This is a genomic window from Gorillibacterium sp. sgz306347 (assembly GCF_059735245.1).
The window spans coordinates 42,525-56,087 of sequence record NZ_JCAPET010000023.1 but is presented as its reverse complement, the minus strand read 5'-3'; the positions used below and the strand labels follow the sequence as shown (position 1 = coordinate 56,087).

Below are 13,563 nucleotides of genomic sequence, written 5' to 3'. Positions count from 1 at the left end.
CCCCTGTCTCTTGCGGGACAAGGCTCTGCCGGTTGCCCGAGGCAACCGTCCCTTAACGCGGGATACGTCGCTCCCTAACGGCATGACCGGCCGCTCGAAAACGAGTTCTCCGGGACCATCTTCGGGGGTTCTCCGTACCGGTTCTCAGCGCTCCCGGCTCTCTGCGACAGATGCCGCCCCTACTCTTCCCATCATGGAACCAAGTTATGCCTTCATGATACCCAACCGCCGCAAGCCGTGTCAAGCCGGAGGGAGCGGATCGTTTGGCCCGGATTCACAGCCTGGTGAAGGCGTCTCGCCGGGCAGCCTCCGTTTTTTCGGATTCGGCGGAACCGGGTCGATCCCTCCGGGGTGAAACGGCGTGCAGCGGGCGATTCGCCGGGCGGCCATCCACAAGCCGCGCACCGCGCCGTATTCCTCGACCGCATCCAGCGCATACTGCGAGCAGGTCGGATAGTAGCGGCAGCTGGGCGGCTTCAGCGGGGACAGAAAACGACGGTAAAAACGAATCGGCGCCTGTACGCTGCGGATCCAAAACGCCTTTTTGTCCGTTTCCATGCAGCTGCCTCCTTTCCCCTCGGCTTCTTCACTTCACTATCCTACAGCGGTCCGTCCCTGTCAAACCTGCGTGCGGGGCCGCACGCCCGCGGCCTGGACCGGGCAAGAAAAAAACCGCCCGAAGGCGGTTGGAAACTGCCGCTTGAAAGCGGTCAGGAGAAGAAATAATCAAGATCGGTCAGCAGCTCGTCGGCAAGCGGGAACACCAGCTTTTTCTCCAGATCGAGATAGCGGAGCACGGCCGCCGCCGTATGCTGCATGCGGTCCGCGATCGCTACGGCCGCTTCCTTTTCCAGCGGGAATCCGCAGCAGGCGGAGGCCGCCAGATAAGCGTCAATTTGATGAAGCGCCTGAAGCGAACCTTCCTTCAAATCCCCTTCGGACGTTCCGCTGCAAACGAGATGTCCGGCATATGCGTCGACAAGCGGGAAAAGCTCTTCCTTGCCCGCGTTCAAATGACCATTGAACTGATCGCGGAAAGCGACCATCAGCGCATGGAGCACGCCGGCCAAACGGCTCGCCTCCACCGCGTCATTCAGGACGGCAAGCTGCGCCGCGCCTTTTTCCAAATCTACCAGCCGGTCGGACAACTCGGAGTGCTGTGCCTGCATCCGTTCCACAACCGCCATCAATTCCGTCGGACGCGCACAAGCCTCTATCGTCATAACATTCGTTCCCACCTGCGGTACCTCCCATTTTTTCCGTTCGGCCGCCTCTATCTTCCTGAATCGGGGCGTCCGCCGGGTTGCTTCAATGCTTATTGTAAAGTTGTCCGAGAGCCCAAACAATGATTTTTATCACTATCAATATCAATTTTTATCATCCGCTCGATCCTTTATACAATAGGACTTATGACCCAAAATCCGGTTAAATGTGACAAAAAGCGATTCGTGCCCCATTCGGTACCGTTTTCTTGAAGAATTGTGGAGATAATGTGAAATTAATCACTTTTCTTTATAATTTCAGTGAGTTACATCACACAAAACAGGATAAATATGATATAATAACTGGTAATTGAGGGGAGGGGTCCATCCATGGCGAAGCAAACCCAGACGGAAGTTTCCTTTAACCGGAATACGGAGGTCTTTTCCCAGGATAACTTTAAACTGATTGAAGAGATCATGTACGAGACCAAGGTTGCGGCCGGCACCCATTTGTACTGGGAAGGAGACGCGGCGGACAAACTTTACTATATCAAAAAAGGCAGCGTCCAAATCACCAAATCGAACGACGAAGGCAAGCAGTTCATTCTGTACATGCACAACGCCGGCGACTTGTTCGGGCAGCTGGACGGCCTTCAGGGCTCTGCGCACAGCATGAATGCGGAAGTAATGGAAGACAGCGTCATTTGCCATATCGTGAACAAAGACCTGGAAATTCTGATGTGGCAGCACGGCTCCCTGGCGGTCGAGTTTATGAAATGGATGGGCATGATGCACCGGATGACGCAGGCCAAGCTGCGCGATCTCATGATGTTCGGCAAGCCGGGCGCGCTTTGCTCCATGCTGATCCGCCTTTCGAACACCTTCGGCACACCGCGCGGGGACAGCATTCTGATCACCAAGAAGCTCACCAACACGGAGCTGGCCGATATGATCGGGGCGACCCGCGAAAGCGTCAACCGGATGCTGAGCGACCTGAAAAAGGACGGCATTATCGATCAGGAGAACGGCTACCTGGTCATCCGAAGCATGGATGAGCTCCGGGAAATTTGCCAATGCGAGAATTGCCCCGTCAACATCTGCCGGATTTAAGGCCGCAGGCCCTCCTTCAAACGCCGATACCGGCGTTTTTTTGTTTGCGGTTCTCCGCCCCCGCATGCAGACAATCCAAAAAACGGGCCGCTTCGCGCCGGGAGCGGAACCGCAGCACCCGCTTGTCTTTCGCGCCATCTTGCAGCAGCGCTTCGATTTGAGGCCGGCTCATGCGGTTGAATTTCCAGATGTACTTCAGGAACAGGAAAAACTCGCGGTTCACCCGTTCGACGCACTCCGGTCCCATATCGGGCCGTGTCCGGCCCAGGTTCCTCAGACGGCGCCAAAACGCGCCCCTTACGCTGACATGCCGCGGCACATCGAGAAAAACAATTGTATCCGCCGCTTCGAACCGCATGTCCAGCGTGGACGCATAATGGCCGTCCATCACCCAGGCTTCCTCCGCCAACGCCTCGCGCACCCGGGGGATCCATTCCTCGTGCGGCGTTTTGACCCACCCCCGCTGCCAATAAAGCCTGTCCATGTGGACCAGGGGCAGCGCCAGACGCTCGGCCAGCCGTACGGAAAATACCGTTTTGCCGGAGCCCGGCGCTCCGATCACCAACACTTTTTTCACTGTAAATGCACCTCCGCCGGAAACTTCCCAAAGTGTACCATGAAGAATTTGCCGGGAAAAGCATAAAAACCCCGTTCCCTATAGGAACGGGGCCTGCTATCCAAGGCTTAGTGATGATTCGGCTTCTGTATGGGCAGAACGGCGAGAATGTTTTGATTTTTGAAAAGCTCGGGCTCTTTGCGGTTGAAGCAGTAAGCAAAGACGCATTGGTCGCCCGCCGTCAGAATATCGATCTTCCGTTGAACCGTACGGTTTCCCGACTCGAGGTAGATGATTTCAATCGGTTCGCCCATAAATTGCTGAAGTCCTGGATACATAAGGCATCCCTCTCCCTTCCGTGAGAGCAAATTGCACACCGGCCAAACGAGGATATTCCGTCCTGCGGGAAAGAATACCTTTCGGCCCAACCCACCGACTGTCAGCTTAATTTTGGTACTTCAAAAGTATAACATATATCACACTTGCATAAAAGAATAATTTTAGAATTTTCGTTCAATTCATGACAAAAATCGCGGCCGCCACCCCTTTTTCTACCCTTCAGCCGGACGGGCCGCCGCGTTTGTCCCGCGGTTTTCGACAGCGGTTTACTCCGGCTCAATCCGGTAGGAGGCGCGGTCGGTTTGAATGGTCAGCGCCTGTCCTTCTTCTCCGAAGCGGATCGCGCCTTCATAAGGAATTTCATACAGATTGTTCGGCAGCTGCACTTTTTCCCCGCCGGCGACCACGTAACCTTCTCCTTTGAGAATAATCGAGTGCGTAGCAACGTAATCGTCCGGATGGGTTTCATTGCGTACGGCTTCCACCACTTCCTCCAGTGCAAGGCTGATCTGGTCCAGATCCCCGTCCTCCTCCTTTTGGATGGTCAGGGTTTTGCTCTCCATGCCTTTCAGCCAGGCTGTGATCTTTTCCGCTTCCTGTTTCATTATTCTCTCCTCCTTTGGGTTACGGCTGCCATGTATAGCTTTACCCTTTTCCGTTCCCGCTTAATCGTTTGTCCGCTTTGCTCCGGCCGGCGCGGCTCGCGTTCTCGTCCTTCCCCGTTTGCTTTGGAAAACCGGGCGGAATGCGATAAAATAAATAAAAGACTATAAATAAAGGAGCAGAAATCATTATGAGCCAGTTGTTCACTCCTTACGAAGTGAGGGGCGTCACCTTCAAAAACCGGATTGTGATGTCGCCTATGTGTATGTACTCCTCTTTGGAAAAAGACGGAATGGTCACGGATTGGCATAAAGTCCATTATGCTTCCCGCGCGGCGGGCCAGGTCGGGCTGATCATGGTCGAAGCCACTGCCGTGCATCCGGACGGCCGGATTTCCACGCGGGATCTCGGACTCTGGAACGACGAGCAGATCCCCGGCTTCGCCGATTTGGCGCGGCTCGTTCATGCCGAGAAGGCGCATATCGCCGTCCAGCTTGCACATGCCGGACGCAAAGCGGAGCCGGGCCTTGCCTCCGTTGCGCCGTCGGCCCTCGCCTTCCAGGAAGGCTCTCCGGTCCCCCGGGAGATGACAAAGGAGGACATCCGCGCCACGGTGGAGGATTTTACGGCGGCGGCCAAGCGGGCGAGCGAAGCCGGGCTCGACGTCATCGAAATTCATGCCGCGCACGGTTATTTGATTAACGAGTTCCTGTCCCCGCTCTCGAACAAGCGGACGGACGAATACGGCGGCAGCGCCGAAAACCGCTACCGCCTGCTGGGCGAAATCATCGACGCGGTCCGGGCGGTATGGAGCGGCCCGCTGTTTGTCCGCGTATCCGCCAGCGACTATCACCCGGAAGGGCTTGGCGTGGAGGATTACATCGCATATGCAGCCAAAATGAAGAAGCAGGGCGTCGACCTGATCGACGTCAGCTCGGGCGGCTCGGTCCCGACCGCTCCTCCGGCAATCTATCCCGGCTACCAGGCGGGCTTTGCCGGGCGAATCCGCAGCGAGGCGGGCGTCCCGACCGGAGCGGTCGGCCTGCTCGGAAGTCCTTCGCTTGCCGAGGAAATCGTCCGCGGCGGCCGGGCCGACTTGATATTCCTCGCCCGTCCTTTGCTGACCGATCCGTATTGGCCCCGCACCGCGGCCCGGGAGCTTGGATACGAAATCGAGCCGCCCGTTCAGTACAAACGGGGCTGGTAACTCACGCCCTCCTGCGATTAACCTCACAAAAAGCCGACGGCAAATCGGTCGCAAGCGGACCGGAATGCCGCCGGCTTTTTTTTCGGCGCACGTTCATCAGCTTTTTTCGTCCGTATCCGGGCGCTTCCCCGGCAGGAGCGCCAGCGCCTTTTCGGCAAAATCCTCCCAACGGTACTGGGCCCGGTCGATGCCGCGGTAGAGGGCTTTGAGCGCTTTTATCGCGCTTTCGGGAATTTTGACTCCTTCAATGTAAGGATAAAACCGGTCGTATGCGGCCAGGAGGTCATCCCACATCGTATCCTCTTCGCCCTCTGCGTATTCCGACACATCGATGATTTTGGCATGCCCGTCCTGCAGCAAAACATTGCCGAAATGGATGTCGCGCGGCGCCAGCCCCCGGTCCCGGATGAAATCACGCGCCTCTTCCACTTCCTTAAGAACGGTTTTCGGAATCGGCGTCCCCTGAAGCAGGCACTCCAGCAGCGTAGGCCCTTCCTCCAGGCTCATCGCGATGTACCGGTCGCCTCTTCCGTAAAAGACCGGAAAATAAGGCGCTCCGGCCAGCTGCCGGTACACGTCTTCTTCCTTCCCGATCTTGTCGGCCGCATGCTCCGCAAACACTTTAAACGCTATCCCCGGCGTCCGCGTACAGCGAAAAACGGCAGCATCCATTCCCTGGCCCAGCGGGATCAGCTCCTCGCCGTGCCGGAGAACGGATACCTGCCGTTTTCCCGAATAACCTTCCAGCTCTACCGTACGCAAGCAGGGCTCCGCCTGCTTCCACCGCTTCGATCCGCTGCCGTTTCCGCTCATACCGACCGCTCCTCTTTAGACATATGGCCTACACCAATGGTTAGCCAAAAAAGGGAGCCTCTAAACCGGCCGGTCAGACGATTCCGCGAATCTCGTCCAGCGAACGGATTCCTTCCGCCTCCATAAAGCGGAGCAGGTCTTCCTGCAGCTGCTCGCCGGCCCGCAGGTTCATGAAATTGTAAGTGCCCACCTGCACGGCGTGCGCCCCCGCCATAATAAACTCAACGGCGTCCTCCGCCGAAGCGATTCCGCCCATCCCGATAACCGGAATCGACACGGCCTTGGCGGCCTGGTGCACCATCCGGAGCGCAATCGGCTTGATCGCCGGACCGGAAAGGCCGGCGTACGCATTCGCAAATACGCTCTGCCGTTTGCGCACGTCGATCTTCATGGCCGTAAAGGTGTTCACAAGCGAGACGGCGTCCGCGCCTTCCTCCTCGCACATGGCCGCCATTTCCGCAATGTCCCGGGCGTTCGGCGACAGCTTGACCGCAAGCGGCAGCGGCGACGCCCGGCGCACCTGGCGCACCACCTGCCGGGCCACTTCCGTTTCCACGCCGAACGCCATCCCGCCTTCCTTGACGTTCGGGCAGGAGATGTTCAGCTCGATCATGTCGACGCCACGGCGGCCTTCCCGCTTGCGGTTCCGGTCGTCCTCGGCGATCAGCTCCGCTCCCCGGACGTAATCCTCCAATGTACCGCCGCCGAGATTGAGCAGGATCGCCGTATCCCAGGCCGTCATGGCGTCCAGCTCATGCGCCAGAAACGCCGGGATGCCGGGGTTCTCCAGCCCCACGCTGTTCAGCATGCCGGACGGCGTTTCAAACACGCGCAGCCCCCGGTTGCCCGGCTTGGGAGCAAGCGTCAGCCCTTTGCCGGAGATGCCGCCAAGCTTGTTCGGATCGACAAACCGGGCGTACTCGCGGCCGAAGCCGAAGGTGCCGGAAGCCATAATGAACGGGTTTTTCAGCTTGACGCCGGCCAGCTCAACGGAGGTTGAAGTCATCGAGGTTCACCTCCTCCGCGTCAAATACCGGCCCGTCCGTGCACGCTTTTCGGTTGCCGTGCTTTGTTTCGCAGCTGCACACGAGGCAGGCGCCGATTCCGCATGCCATATGTTTTTCCAATGAGACATATACCCGCGCAGCCGAATGCTCCGCTTTGAGAGCGACCGCCCGCATCATGGGGGCGGGCCCGCAGGTAAACACGGCGTCGTAGCCCGCCGGTTCAAAATCGTCGGCGATGTAGCCGCCGACGTTTACCTTCACTTCCTGTGCCGCGCCCAGGAACGCGTCCACGCCAAACGGCTCCGCGCCGAAGCCCAGGTACGCGTCAACCTGCGCGCCCGCTTCCGTCAGCTTGCGCGCCGCATAAAACAAAGGAGCCGTGCCCATTCCGCCGCCGACGAGAGCGACTTTCCCCCCAACCTCGGGGAACCCTCGCCCGAACGGACCTTCCAGTCCGATCTCGCCGCCCGGCTTTAAACGGGTCAACAGCTCCGTGCCTTGTCCAACCACCCGGTACAAAAAGGAAAGATACCCGTCGCCCCGGTCGTGAATGCTGATCGGCCGGGACAAAACGGGATACCCGTCCCATCCGCGCAGCATGTAAAACTGTCCCATGTCGCCCGCAAAATCGCCTTCCGCCTTCAAGACGTAAACGTCCGAGGCGATCCGGTCGTTGCTGATCACCGTTGCCATTTGCCGTTCCTCTCCCCTATTGCCGATCCTCCGGGCTTGCTCGTCCCGGGCGGGTCCGGTTTTATATCTCATCAAGAGTAGCGGAAGCGGCAGGGGGAAGCTGTAACTTAAATCACACTTTGCGGTTGGCACCATGGGCCTCAGCCGGACGTTTATCCCCAGCCCAGCAGGTTGATCAGCAGCGGAGCGATCAGCAGCGTCGCCAACGCCGTGACAATGGTTACGACGCTGGCGACGGCGCCCTCCCGGTCGCCGAGCTCGAACGCCTTGGCCGTGCCGGCGGCGTGCGCGCCTACGCCCAGCAGAAGTCCTTTGGATACCTCGTGCTTGATGCGGAAGCCGCGAATGACGAGCGGCCCGATAATCATCCCGCAAATGCCGGTCATTATGGTAAACAGGACGGTAACCTGAGCGTCGCCCTGAATCGAATCGGCCAGCAGCATGGCGAACGGCGTGGTTACGGAGTGCGGCAGCAGCGTCTTAATGGTGTCCGTGTCGAGCCCGGCGAGCCAGGTCAGCACAAGCGTCGAGCCGAGCGACATGACGATTCCGCCGGAAATGCCGGTCAGCACCGCCCAAAGATGCTTCCGCAAAAGCCCGGCATACCGGTACAGAGGAACGGCAAACGCTACCGTCGCCGGCTGAAGCACTTTCGTCAGGTACGAGGCCCCTTCATTGTAGCTGCTGTAGCTGACGCCGAAGCTCATGAAGGCGACGGCCAGCACAAGGGGTGCAAGCAGGAATGGGGAAAACAGCAGAAAATGCGTTCTCCGGTACAGCCAGGTCGCTCCGATATAGGCGGCCACCGTCAATGCAAAATAAAAAAGCGGCATCACATCGGCCTCTCTTTCCCGCGCCCGGTCATCCGTTCCGTAACGACTCCGGTCAGCACCATGATGAGGAACGTGCCCAACACGACCACGAGGAAAATGCCGAATGCGTTCGCCGCCAGAAAGCCGGTATGCTCCATCAGCACAACAGCGGACGGAATAAAAAACAGCACCAGATTCGAGGTCAGGAAGTCCGCGCCGCTTTGCAGCCACTTCAGCTTCAGAACCCCGGTTTTCAATAGAAGGAGCGTTAAAATGATAGCGACAAGCGTGCCCGGAACGGGCAGGTGAAGCGCCGAAACAACCCAATTGCCCACAAAGGAGAGCACAAAAAAGGCGGCGATCTGGATAAGGACGGTCAGCAGTTTTTTCATGTGGTTTCAACTCCCGGACACCAGTTTACACCTCATGCGGAGTGGAGTAAACCATTTGTCATCCTCCCGCCGAAAAAACACGGTCCGGCCGACCGGACGCGGCAAGCACCCGATGCAGCCGAAACCGTGTTCCGTATCCCGGATGTGCCGGGCGCTTTTGCCGGAGGTCTTTCGGGCTCATAATAGGCTCATTTCGTTCAGCTTTTCCGGCTTTTCAGCCACAGCGGCAGACGGAAAACGAGGTTGATGAGCAGCACCACAATGACCAGCACCGCCGCCGATTTGTCGGCAATGTCCCTTGCATCCGACACGATCGCTTCCGATTGAACGTACCAGAGATGCACCGCCAGCGTTTCGCCCGGCGCATAGAGGCTGAAATCCCACATTTGCCCCGAGGTGCTGAGCCCCGCGACCAGCAGGATAACCGCCGACTCGCCAAAGGCGCGGCCCGCCGTCAGGCATGCTCCGGTAACAATCCCGCGCATGGCCGCCGGCAGCACGGCGGTAAACAGGCATTGGAATTTGGCGGCTCCGAGCGCATAAGAAGCTTGGCGGTATTCGTCCGGAACCGCCCGGATCGCTTCCTCGGTCACCCGCGTCAGGACGGGCAGATTCAGCATCGCCAGCGTCACCGCGCCGCCCAGAATGGTGAGGCCGATCTCAAAAGCCTCCACAAAGATCGCGATCCCGACCAGCCCGAATACAACGGAGGGTACCGACGCCAGCCCTTCCACCGCCACCCGCAGGAAGCCGGTAAACCGGTTTTTTGGCGCGTATTCGGCCATGTAGATCCCGGCGCCGATGCCGACCGGCAGAGAAAGCGCCAGCGACAAAAGCAGAATGTAAAACGAATTGAACAAAACGGGGCCGATTCCCCCGCCGGTATCCAATTCCTCCGGCAAGCCGACCAGGAAGGAAGGCGTGATGCGAAACAAGCCTTTTCCGAGAATAGCGAACAGCAGCGCGGCGATCAGCGCAAGCAGCGCGATCCCGAGCGCCCAAAAGCATACGGTGGCCAGGCGGTTCAGCCGACGCGAACGCGCGCTGCGCCCGGGCAGCGTTCCCGACTTCATGAAGAAGCCTCCCCTTTCCGCCGGATCATGCGGACGGCGATGATCAGCGCCAGCGAGATTAATAGCAGGAGCAAGGCCATCAGATAAAGCGCATGGTTCCAGGCCGAATCATATTCGACGTTTGACACCTGCATGACGATGTTGCTCGTCAGCACCGAGGTCGGCGAAACAAGCCCTTTCGGCCACTGGGCGGTATTGCCGATTACCATCACCACCGCCATGGTTTCGCCGATGGCCCGGGCCATGCCGAGAATTACCGCACTCAGGATTCCTCTGCCGGCGGCCGGCACCACCACCCGCATAATCATCTGCAGCCTTGTCGAGCCAAGGGCGTAGGCGGCCTCCCGGTAAGCGCCGGGAACGGCGGAAAGCGCATCGTCGCTTACCCGGCAAACCGTCGGCAAAATCATCAAGGTCAGCACCAGGGCTGCGGCAAGCAGCCCGTCCCCGAGGCCCTCTCCGGAAAACCGCCGGATAATCGGAATGAGAACGGTCAAGCCGAGGTAGCCGTAAACAATCGAGGGAATGCCCACCAGCATATCCAGCACCGGACGGAAAATCCGCTGCAGCGGCTTGGGCGCGATCATGGCAATAAAAATCGCCGTTCCGACGGAAAGCGGAACGGCCAGAAGCAGCGTCAGTCCCGTGAGCAGCAGCGTTCCGGCAATCATTGAGGCGGCGCCGAAGCGTTCTTCCTCCGGCGTCCAGTCAAAGGACAGGAAAAATTCGGCGGGCGAAACATCGGCAAAGGTCAGGAGCCCCGTGCGTCCCGTAAGCCATATTACCAGGCCAAGCACTGCGCAGAGCAAAAGGATGCTGACCAGAAAAAACTTGCCGAACAGCGCGTCGGTCATCCGCAAGCGGGCCCGGCGGGCCGGAAAGACCCGCCGGGAGCCTCGGGCGGCTTGGGGAGACGGCTTGCCGTCTCCCGGAACGATCGCCGTCTTGCTCATTTCATCGCCGAAACCGGAATGAATTTCATTTTCTTCAGGGAGCCTTGCTGAAAATCCTTGCTCTGCACATAGTCGATAAAGGCTTTCGTCGCACCGGTCGGCTGGCCTTTGGTCATGTAATAGCCGTAAGCCCAAACTTTGTACTTGCCGTCAATGACGTTTTGCGCCGTCGCTTCCACGCCGTTGATTTTGATCGCTTTGATCGAGCTGTCCACATAAACCAGGTCGATGTAGCCGATCGCATTCGGTGTGGTGGCGACGTTGGTTTTCATGTCGCCGCTGGAGCCGACTTCCTTGTAGTTTTTGTCCTTTTTCACCGTTTCGGTGTTATCGAGAGCTTTCATCTGAAAATTCACGCGCGTGCCCGAACCAAAGGCGCGGTTGATGACCACGATGTCCGCATCTTTGCCTCCGACCTGCTTCCAGTTCGTCACCTTGCCGGTAAAGATGCCCTGAAGCTGCTCCGTCGTGAGGTTCGTGACGCCGACGTTCGGATTAACGATGGCTGCAAAAGGAATCACCGCGACTTTATGGGCGACTTGGCCTTTAAACGCTTTGAAGCCGGGGACGTCCATGCTGGCATCCCAGTCGCATGCGCCGATGTCGGCAATGCCTTTGCTCACGGCTTGCGGGCCGGTGACGGAGCCTTTGCCCGAGGCCGCAATCGTTACCTTCGGATTCTTTTTGATAAATTCTTTTTTGGCCTGCAGCGTCAGGGGAAGCAGCGCGGTGGAGCCGTTGATCGTGATTTTTCCCTTCAGCGTGGATTTGGCATCAACGGGAGCGGCGGAAACCGCCGTCGAAAGCAGCGCAAAGGAAAGCGCCAGAATGGACCATTTACGAAACCCTTTCATTATGCGTTCACCTCATTCGTTTTTTGGAAAGCGGTTGTCAGCGGGTCAAGTACAAAGCGCCGTTTTGGCTGAGGACGACGATTTTCCCTTCCGAGAGAGCCACAACGGCGCTGCCTTCGGACGAAAGGAACAGGCTGTCCAGCGGCAGAGCGGTCGACGCTACGAGCATTTTGACGCCGTCCTCCTGGATGCGGTAAAGCTCGGTCTGTCCGTCAGCAAGTTCCACCGTGAAGGCCAGCTGCCCCGCCGCCGCCGGAACCGCCCCGGACGGAAGAAGACCCGCCGCGAAAGCGGCCGGCTTGCCGTCAGTCCCGACTGTCAGCAGCTTGCCGCCCGGCTCGTCGCTCTCCGGGTCCACACTTATGTATAGCGCCTGGCCGTTCTTCAGCAGCTTGGGGTCCAGCTTGTTGTCGGAGCCGTCCGCAAGCAGCTGCGCCTTGGCGTCCTTCGCGGTCAGGTCGAACGAATAAAGGGAAGTGCCGGCCTTTGAATAATCGATCGTGAGCGATTCCTCCGTGCTGTCGCTGTCGTTCTTGGCGACTCCGGTTACCGTGACGAGATACAGCAGCTTCTTCCCGTCTTCCGCGACCCGAAGCTCGGATTTGTAATTGGTTTTGTCGTCCACCAGCTTGGTAATGCTGCCCGTGTCCAGATTCATTCTGGCGATTTTATCCTGGTTGTCGCCTTGAATGAAATAAATGCTTTTGGCGTCGGCGGCCCAGACCAGATCTGCTTTTACGGAGGTGTCCTCGCTGACGGTCCGGATGACTCCGTTCTCCAGGGAAACTATTTGCAATTGGGCCTTGGCGTTCAGGAACGCCCCGTAGCGCCCATCCGGAGACAAGACCGGCTCCGCGGCATCCTCGTTCTTGACGAGCAGGGAGGCTTTGCCTGTTGCAGCGTCGATGGCGTACAGCGATTTGTCGCTTTCCCGCATTGCGACGATCCGGTTGCCCGCCGCCCAGACCGCGTTTTCAAACGGTCCTTCCAGCAGCTTGTACGAATAGGCCGACATGCCGCCGTTTTCGTCGCGGACCGAACCGCCCAGCGCTTCCACAAGCGGAGCAAGCTCGGCGTATACGGCGCCCTTCCGGTAAACCGGAGCGGTGCCGAATTGGCGCTGTTCCCCGTTCACCGTATAAACCAGTGAGCCTTCCGCCAGTTCCACGGTGTTCCGTTCCAAAGCCGAAGCCTCGAACGTCAGGCGGATTCCGGTGGACGTCCGCTCCATCGCCGCCCCGAACGCATTCGCCAGGTCGCGCAGCGCATACAGCTTGACCCCGCTGGCGTCGAGCGTCCGGAGGCTGACGGATTGACCGTCCAAGGTCAGATTGCCCTGGCTTTCCGTGATGCCGGACGCGGCGGACGCCGCCGGCAAGCCTGCGGCGCCGGGAATGATCGCGGCGGCGGCTACCGCCGCCAACACTGCCTTTTTCCATTGCTTCATCGTTTCACCCGATCCCTTGATTTAGATTCGCTTTCATTGCTTATTTTTGCATGCATTTGTTAAAGATTTTTGTTAGTTTTGTAAAATTAACCAGCAATTTATATGTAGAATATGTAAAAAAAGGAGACTGCCCCGAAAGCCTTTACATGTCTAGGTGCAGTCTCGTTTGCATGAGCGATTTGCTGACGAAGGAAGACTCTTAGAGGAATGATGCAAGGGGGCTATTTTCGGGTTAGTGGAAACACGCCTTATTGCAGGAACCAGGAAAAACCCTTGAGGGACGTGAGGAAATGGTTTTCGGCTTTCATCGGTTCGATTGTAGCGGTTCCGATCTGTGCGTTCCAGCTCCGTCGGCTCCAGCATTGGCTCCGCGCGTCGGTTCCAGCTCCGTCGGCTCCAGCATTGGCTCGCGCGTCGGTTCCAGCTCCGTCGGCTCGGTACGGTACCCCCGATTCCTGCAAAAATACAGCATTCCACAAGCGAAAAGTCCCTTTCCCCGAAA

At 58.4% G+C, this 13,563-nt stretch carries 16 protein-coding genes; 2 read left to right on the top strand and 14 right to left on the bottom strand.

All coding sequences use genetic code 11. From position 1 onward, the window contains the following. Positions 1-240 precede the first annotated feature (240 nt). Together yidD and AC6I6H_RS13675 are read right to left on the bottom strand one after the other, a co-directional pair. On the bottom strand, positions 241-558 hold the full coding sequence (gene yidD / locus AC6I6H_RS13680) for a membrane protein insertion efficiency factor YidD (RefSeq protein WP_497954416.1): 318 nt from the start codon (positions 556-558) through the stop codon (positions 241-243). A 152-nt stretch (positions 559-710) separates the two neighbouring features. Then, complete coding sequence (locus tag AC6I6H_RS13675) at positions 711-1,238, bottom strand: hypothetical protein (RefSeq protein ID WP_497954415.1); 528 nt, start codon at positions 1,236-1,238, stop codon at positions 711-713. A gap of 354 nt (positions 1,239-1,592) precedes the next feature. Between AC6I6H_RS13675 and AC6I6H_RS13670 the strand changes: the two genes are divergently transcribed. Continuing rightward, complete coding sequence (locus tag AC6I6H_RS13670) at positions 1,593-2,312, top strand: Crp/Fnr family transcriptional regulator (protein ID WP_497954414.1); 720 nt, start codon at positions 1,593-1,595, stop codon at positions 2,310-2,312. Positions 2,313-2,328: 16 nt separating this feature from the next. On the opposite strand, the gene AC6I6H_RS13665 is transcribed toward AC6I6H_RS13670, so the two are convergent. From AC6I6H_RS13665 to ymzB, 3 genes are all read right to left on the bottom strand, one after another. Continuing rightward, the gene (locus AC6I6H_RS13665) at positions 2,329-2,889 is read right to left on the bottom strand and encodes a P-loop NTPase family protein (RefSeq protein ID WP_497954413.1); all 561 of its coding nucleotides are present in this window, start codon (positions 2,887-2,889) and stop codon (positions 2,329-2,331) included. A gap of 107 nt (positions 2,890-2,996) precedes the next feature. Next, the gene (locus tag AC6I6H_RS13660; protein ID WP_497954412.1) at positions 2,997-3,206 is read right to left on the bottom strand and encodes a hypothetical protein; all 210 of its coding nucleotides are present in this window, start codon (positions 3,204-3,206) and stop codon (positions 2,997-2,999) included. 267 nt (positions 3,207-3,473) lie between these two features. Continuing rightward, positions 3,474-3,812: a protein YmzB gene (gene ymzB, locus AC6I6H_RS13655; RefSeq protein WP_497954411.1), complete on the bottom strand. Its 339-nt coding sequence runs from the start codon at positions 3,810-3,812 to the stop codon at positions 3,474-3,476. A gap of 185 nt (positions 3,813-3,997) precedes the next feature. On the opposite strand from ymzB, the gene namA reads away from it, so the two are divergent. After that, the gene (gene namA / locus AC6I6H_RS13650; protein ID WP_497954453.1) at positions 3,998-5,017 is read left to right on the top strand and encodes an NADPH dehydrogenase NamA; all 1,020 of its coding nucleotides are present in this window, start codon (positions 3,998-4,000) and stop codon (positions 5,015-5,017) included. A gap of 96 nt (positions 5,018-5,113) precedes the next feature. On the opposite strand, the gene AC6I6H_RS13645 is transcribed toward namA, so the two are convergent. The 9 genes from AC6I6H_RS13645 to AC6I6H_RS13605 form a co-directional block, all read right to left on the bottom strand. Next, complete coding sequence (locus AC6I6H_RS13645; RefSeq protein ID WP_497954410.1) at positions 5,114-5,830, bottom strand: serine/threonine protein kinase; 717 nt, start codon at positions 5,828-5,830, stop codon at positions 5,114-5,116. A gap of 73 nt (positions 5,831-5,903) precedes the next feature. Further along, positions 5,904-6,836 carry a dihydroorotate dehydrogenase gene (locus AC6I6H_RS13640; RefSeq protein WP_497954409.1) on the bottom strand — a complete coding sequence of 311 codons (933 nt, stop codon included), beginning with the start codon at positions 6,834-6,836 and terminating at the stop codon, positions 5,904-5,906. Further along, the gene (locus AC6I6H_RS13635) at positions 6,817-7,530 is read right to left on the bottom strand and encodes a dihydroorotate dehydrogenase electron transfer subunit (RefSeq protein ID WP_497954408.1); all 714 of its coding nucleotides are present in this window, start codon (positions 7,528-7,530) and stop codon (positions 6,817-6,819) included. Before AC6I6H_RS13635 ends, AC6I6H_RS13640 begins: the two co-directional genes overlap by 20 nt. 152 nt (positions 7,531-7,682) lie before the next feature. Then, positions 7,683-8,363, bottom strand: a complete 681-nt coding sequence (locus AC6I6H_RS13630; protein WP_497954407.1) for an LrgB family protein — start codon at positions 8,361-8,363, stop codon at positions 7,683-7,685. Continuing rightward, complete coding sequence (locus AC6I6H_RS13625) at positions 8,363-8,734, bottom strand: CidA/LrgA family holin-like protein (RefSeq protein ID WP_497954406.1); 372 nt, start codon at positions 8,732-8,734, stop codon at positions 8,363-8,365. Before AC6I6H_RS13625 ends, AC6I6H_RS13630 begins: the two co-directional genes overlap by 1 nt. Before the next feature lie 197 nt (positions 8,735-8,931). Next, entirely contained in the window at positions 8,932-9,807 is an 876-nt protein-coding gene (gene pstA, locus AC6I6H_RS13620; protein WP_497954405.1) for a phosphate ABC transporter permease PstA, read from the bottom strand. Next, positions 9,804-10,760, bottom strand: a complete 957-nt coding sequence (pstC, locus tag AC6I6H_RS13615) for a phosphate ABC transporter permease subunit PstC (RefSeq protein WP_497954404.1) — start codon at positions 10,758-10,760, stop codon at positions 9,804-9,806. Before pstC ends, pstA begins: the two co-directional genes overlap by 4 nt. Next, positions 10,757-11,614, bottom strand: a complete 858-nt coding sequence (locus AC6I6H_RS13610; RefSeq protein WP_497954403.1) for a phosphate ABC transporter substrate-binding protein — start codon at positions 11,612-11,614, stop codon at positions 10,757-10,759. Before AC6I6H_RS13610 ends, pstC begins: the two co-directional genes overlap by 4 nt. A 37-nt stretch (positions 11,615-11,651) precedes the next feature. Beyond that, positions 11,652-13,061, bottom strand: coding sequence for a hypothetical protein (locus AC6I6H_RS13605; protein ID WP_497954402.1), 1,410 nt, complete (start codon positions 13,059-13,061; stop codon positions 11,652-11,654). Positions 13,062-13,563 lie beyond the last annotated feature (502 nt).

Bases quoted from the DNA above. Each gene is read 5' to 3' on its own strand.
- yidD (WP_497954416.1), bottom strand. From the start codon at position 558: ATGGAAACGGACAAAAAGGCGTTTTGGATCCGCAGCGTACAGGCGCCG.
- AC6I6H_RS13670 (WP_497954414.1), top strand. From the start codon at position 1,593: ATGGCGAAGCAAACCCAGACGGAAGTTTCCTTTAACCGGAATACGGAG.
- AC6I6H_RS13660 (WP_497954412.1), bottom strand. From the start codon at position 3,206: ATGTATCCAGGACTTCAGCAATTTATGGGCGAACCGATTGAAATCATC.
- ymzB (WP_497954411.1), bottom strand. From the start codon at position 3,812: ATGAAACAGGAAGCGGAAAAGATCACAGCCTGGCTGAAAGGCATGGAG.
- AC6I6H_RS13645 (WP_497954410.1), bottom strand. From the start codon at position 5,830: ATGAGCGGAAACGGCAGCGGATCGAAGCGGTGGAAGCAGGCGGAGCCC.
- AC6I6H_RS13640 (WP_497954409.1), bottom strand. From the start codon at position 6,836: ATGACTTCAACCTCCGTTGAGCTGGCCGGCGTCAAGCTGAAAAACCCG.
- AC6I6H_RS13635 (WP_497954408.1), bottom strand. From the start codon at position 7,530: ATGGCAACGGTGATCAGCAACGACCGGATCGCCTCGGACGTTTACGTC.
- AC6I6H_RS13630 (WP_497954407.1), bottom strand. From the start codon at position 8,363: ATGCCGCTTTTTTATTTTGCATTGACGGTGGCCGCCTATATCGGAGCG.
- AC6I6H_RS13625 (WP_497954406.1), bottom strand. From the start codon at position 8,734: ATGAAAAAACTGCTGACCGTCCTTATCCAGATCGCCGCCTTTTTTGTG.
- pstA (WP_497954405.1), bottom strand. From the start codon at position 9,807: ATGAAGTCGGGAACGCTGCCCGGGCGCAGCGCGCGTTCGCGTCGGCTG.
- pstC (WP_497954404.1), bottom strand. From the start codon at position 10,760: ATGAGCAAGACGGCGATCGTTCCGGGAGACGGCAAGCCGTCTCCCCAA.
- AC6I6H_RS13610 (WP_497954403.1), bottom strand. From the start codon at position 11,614: ATGAAAGGGTTTCGTAAATGGTCCATTCTGGCGCTTTCCTTTGCGCTG.
- AC6I6H_RS13605 (WP_497954402.1), bottom strand. From the start codon at position 13,061: ATGAAGCAATGGAAAAAGGCAGTGTTGGCGGCGGTAGCCGCCGCCGCG.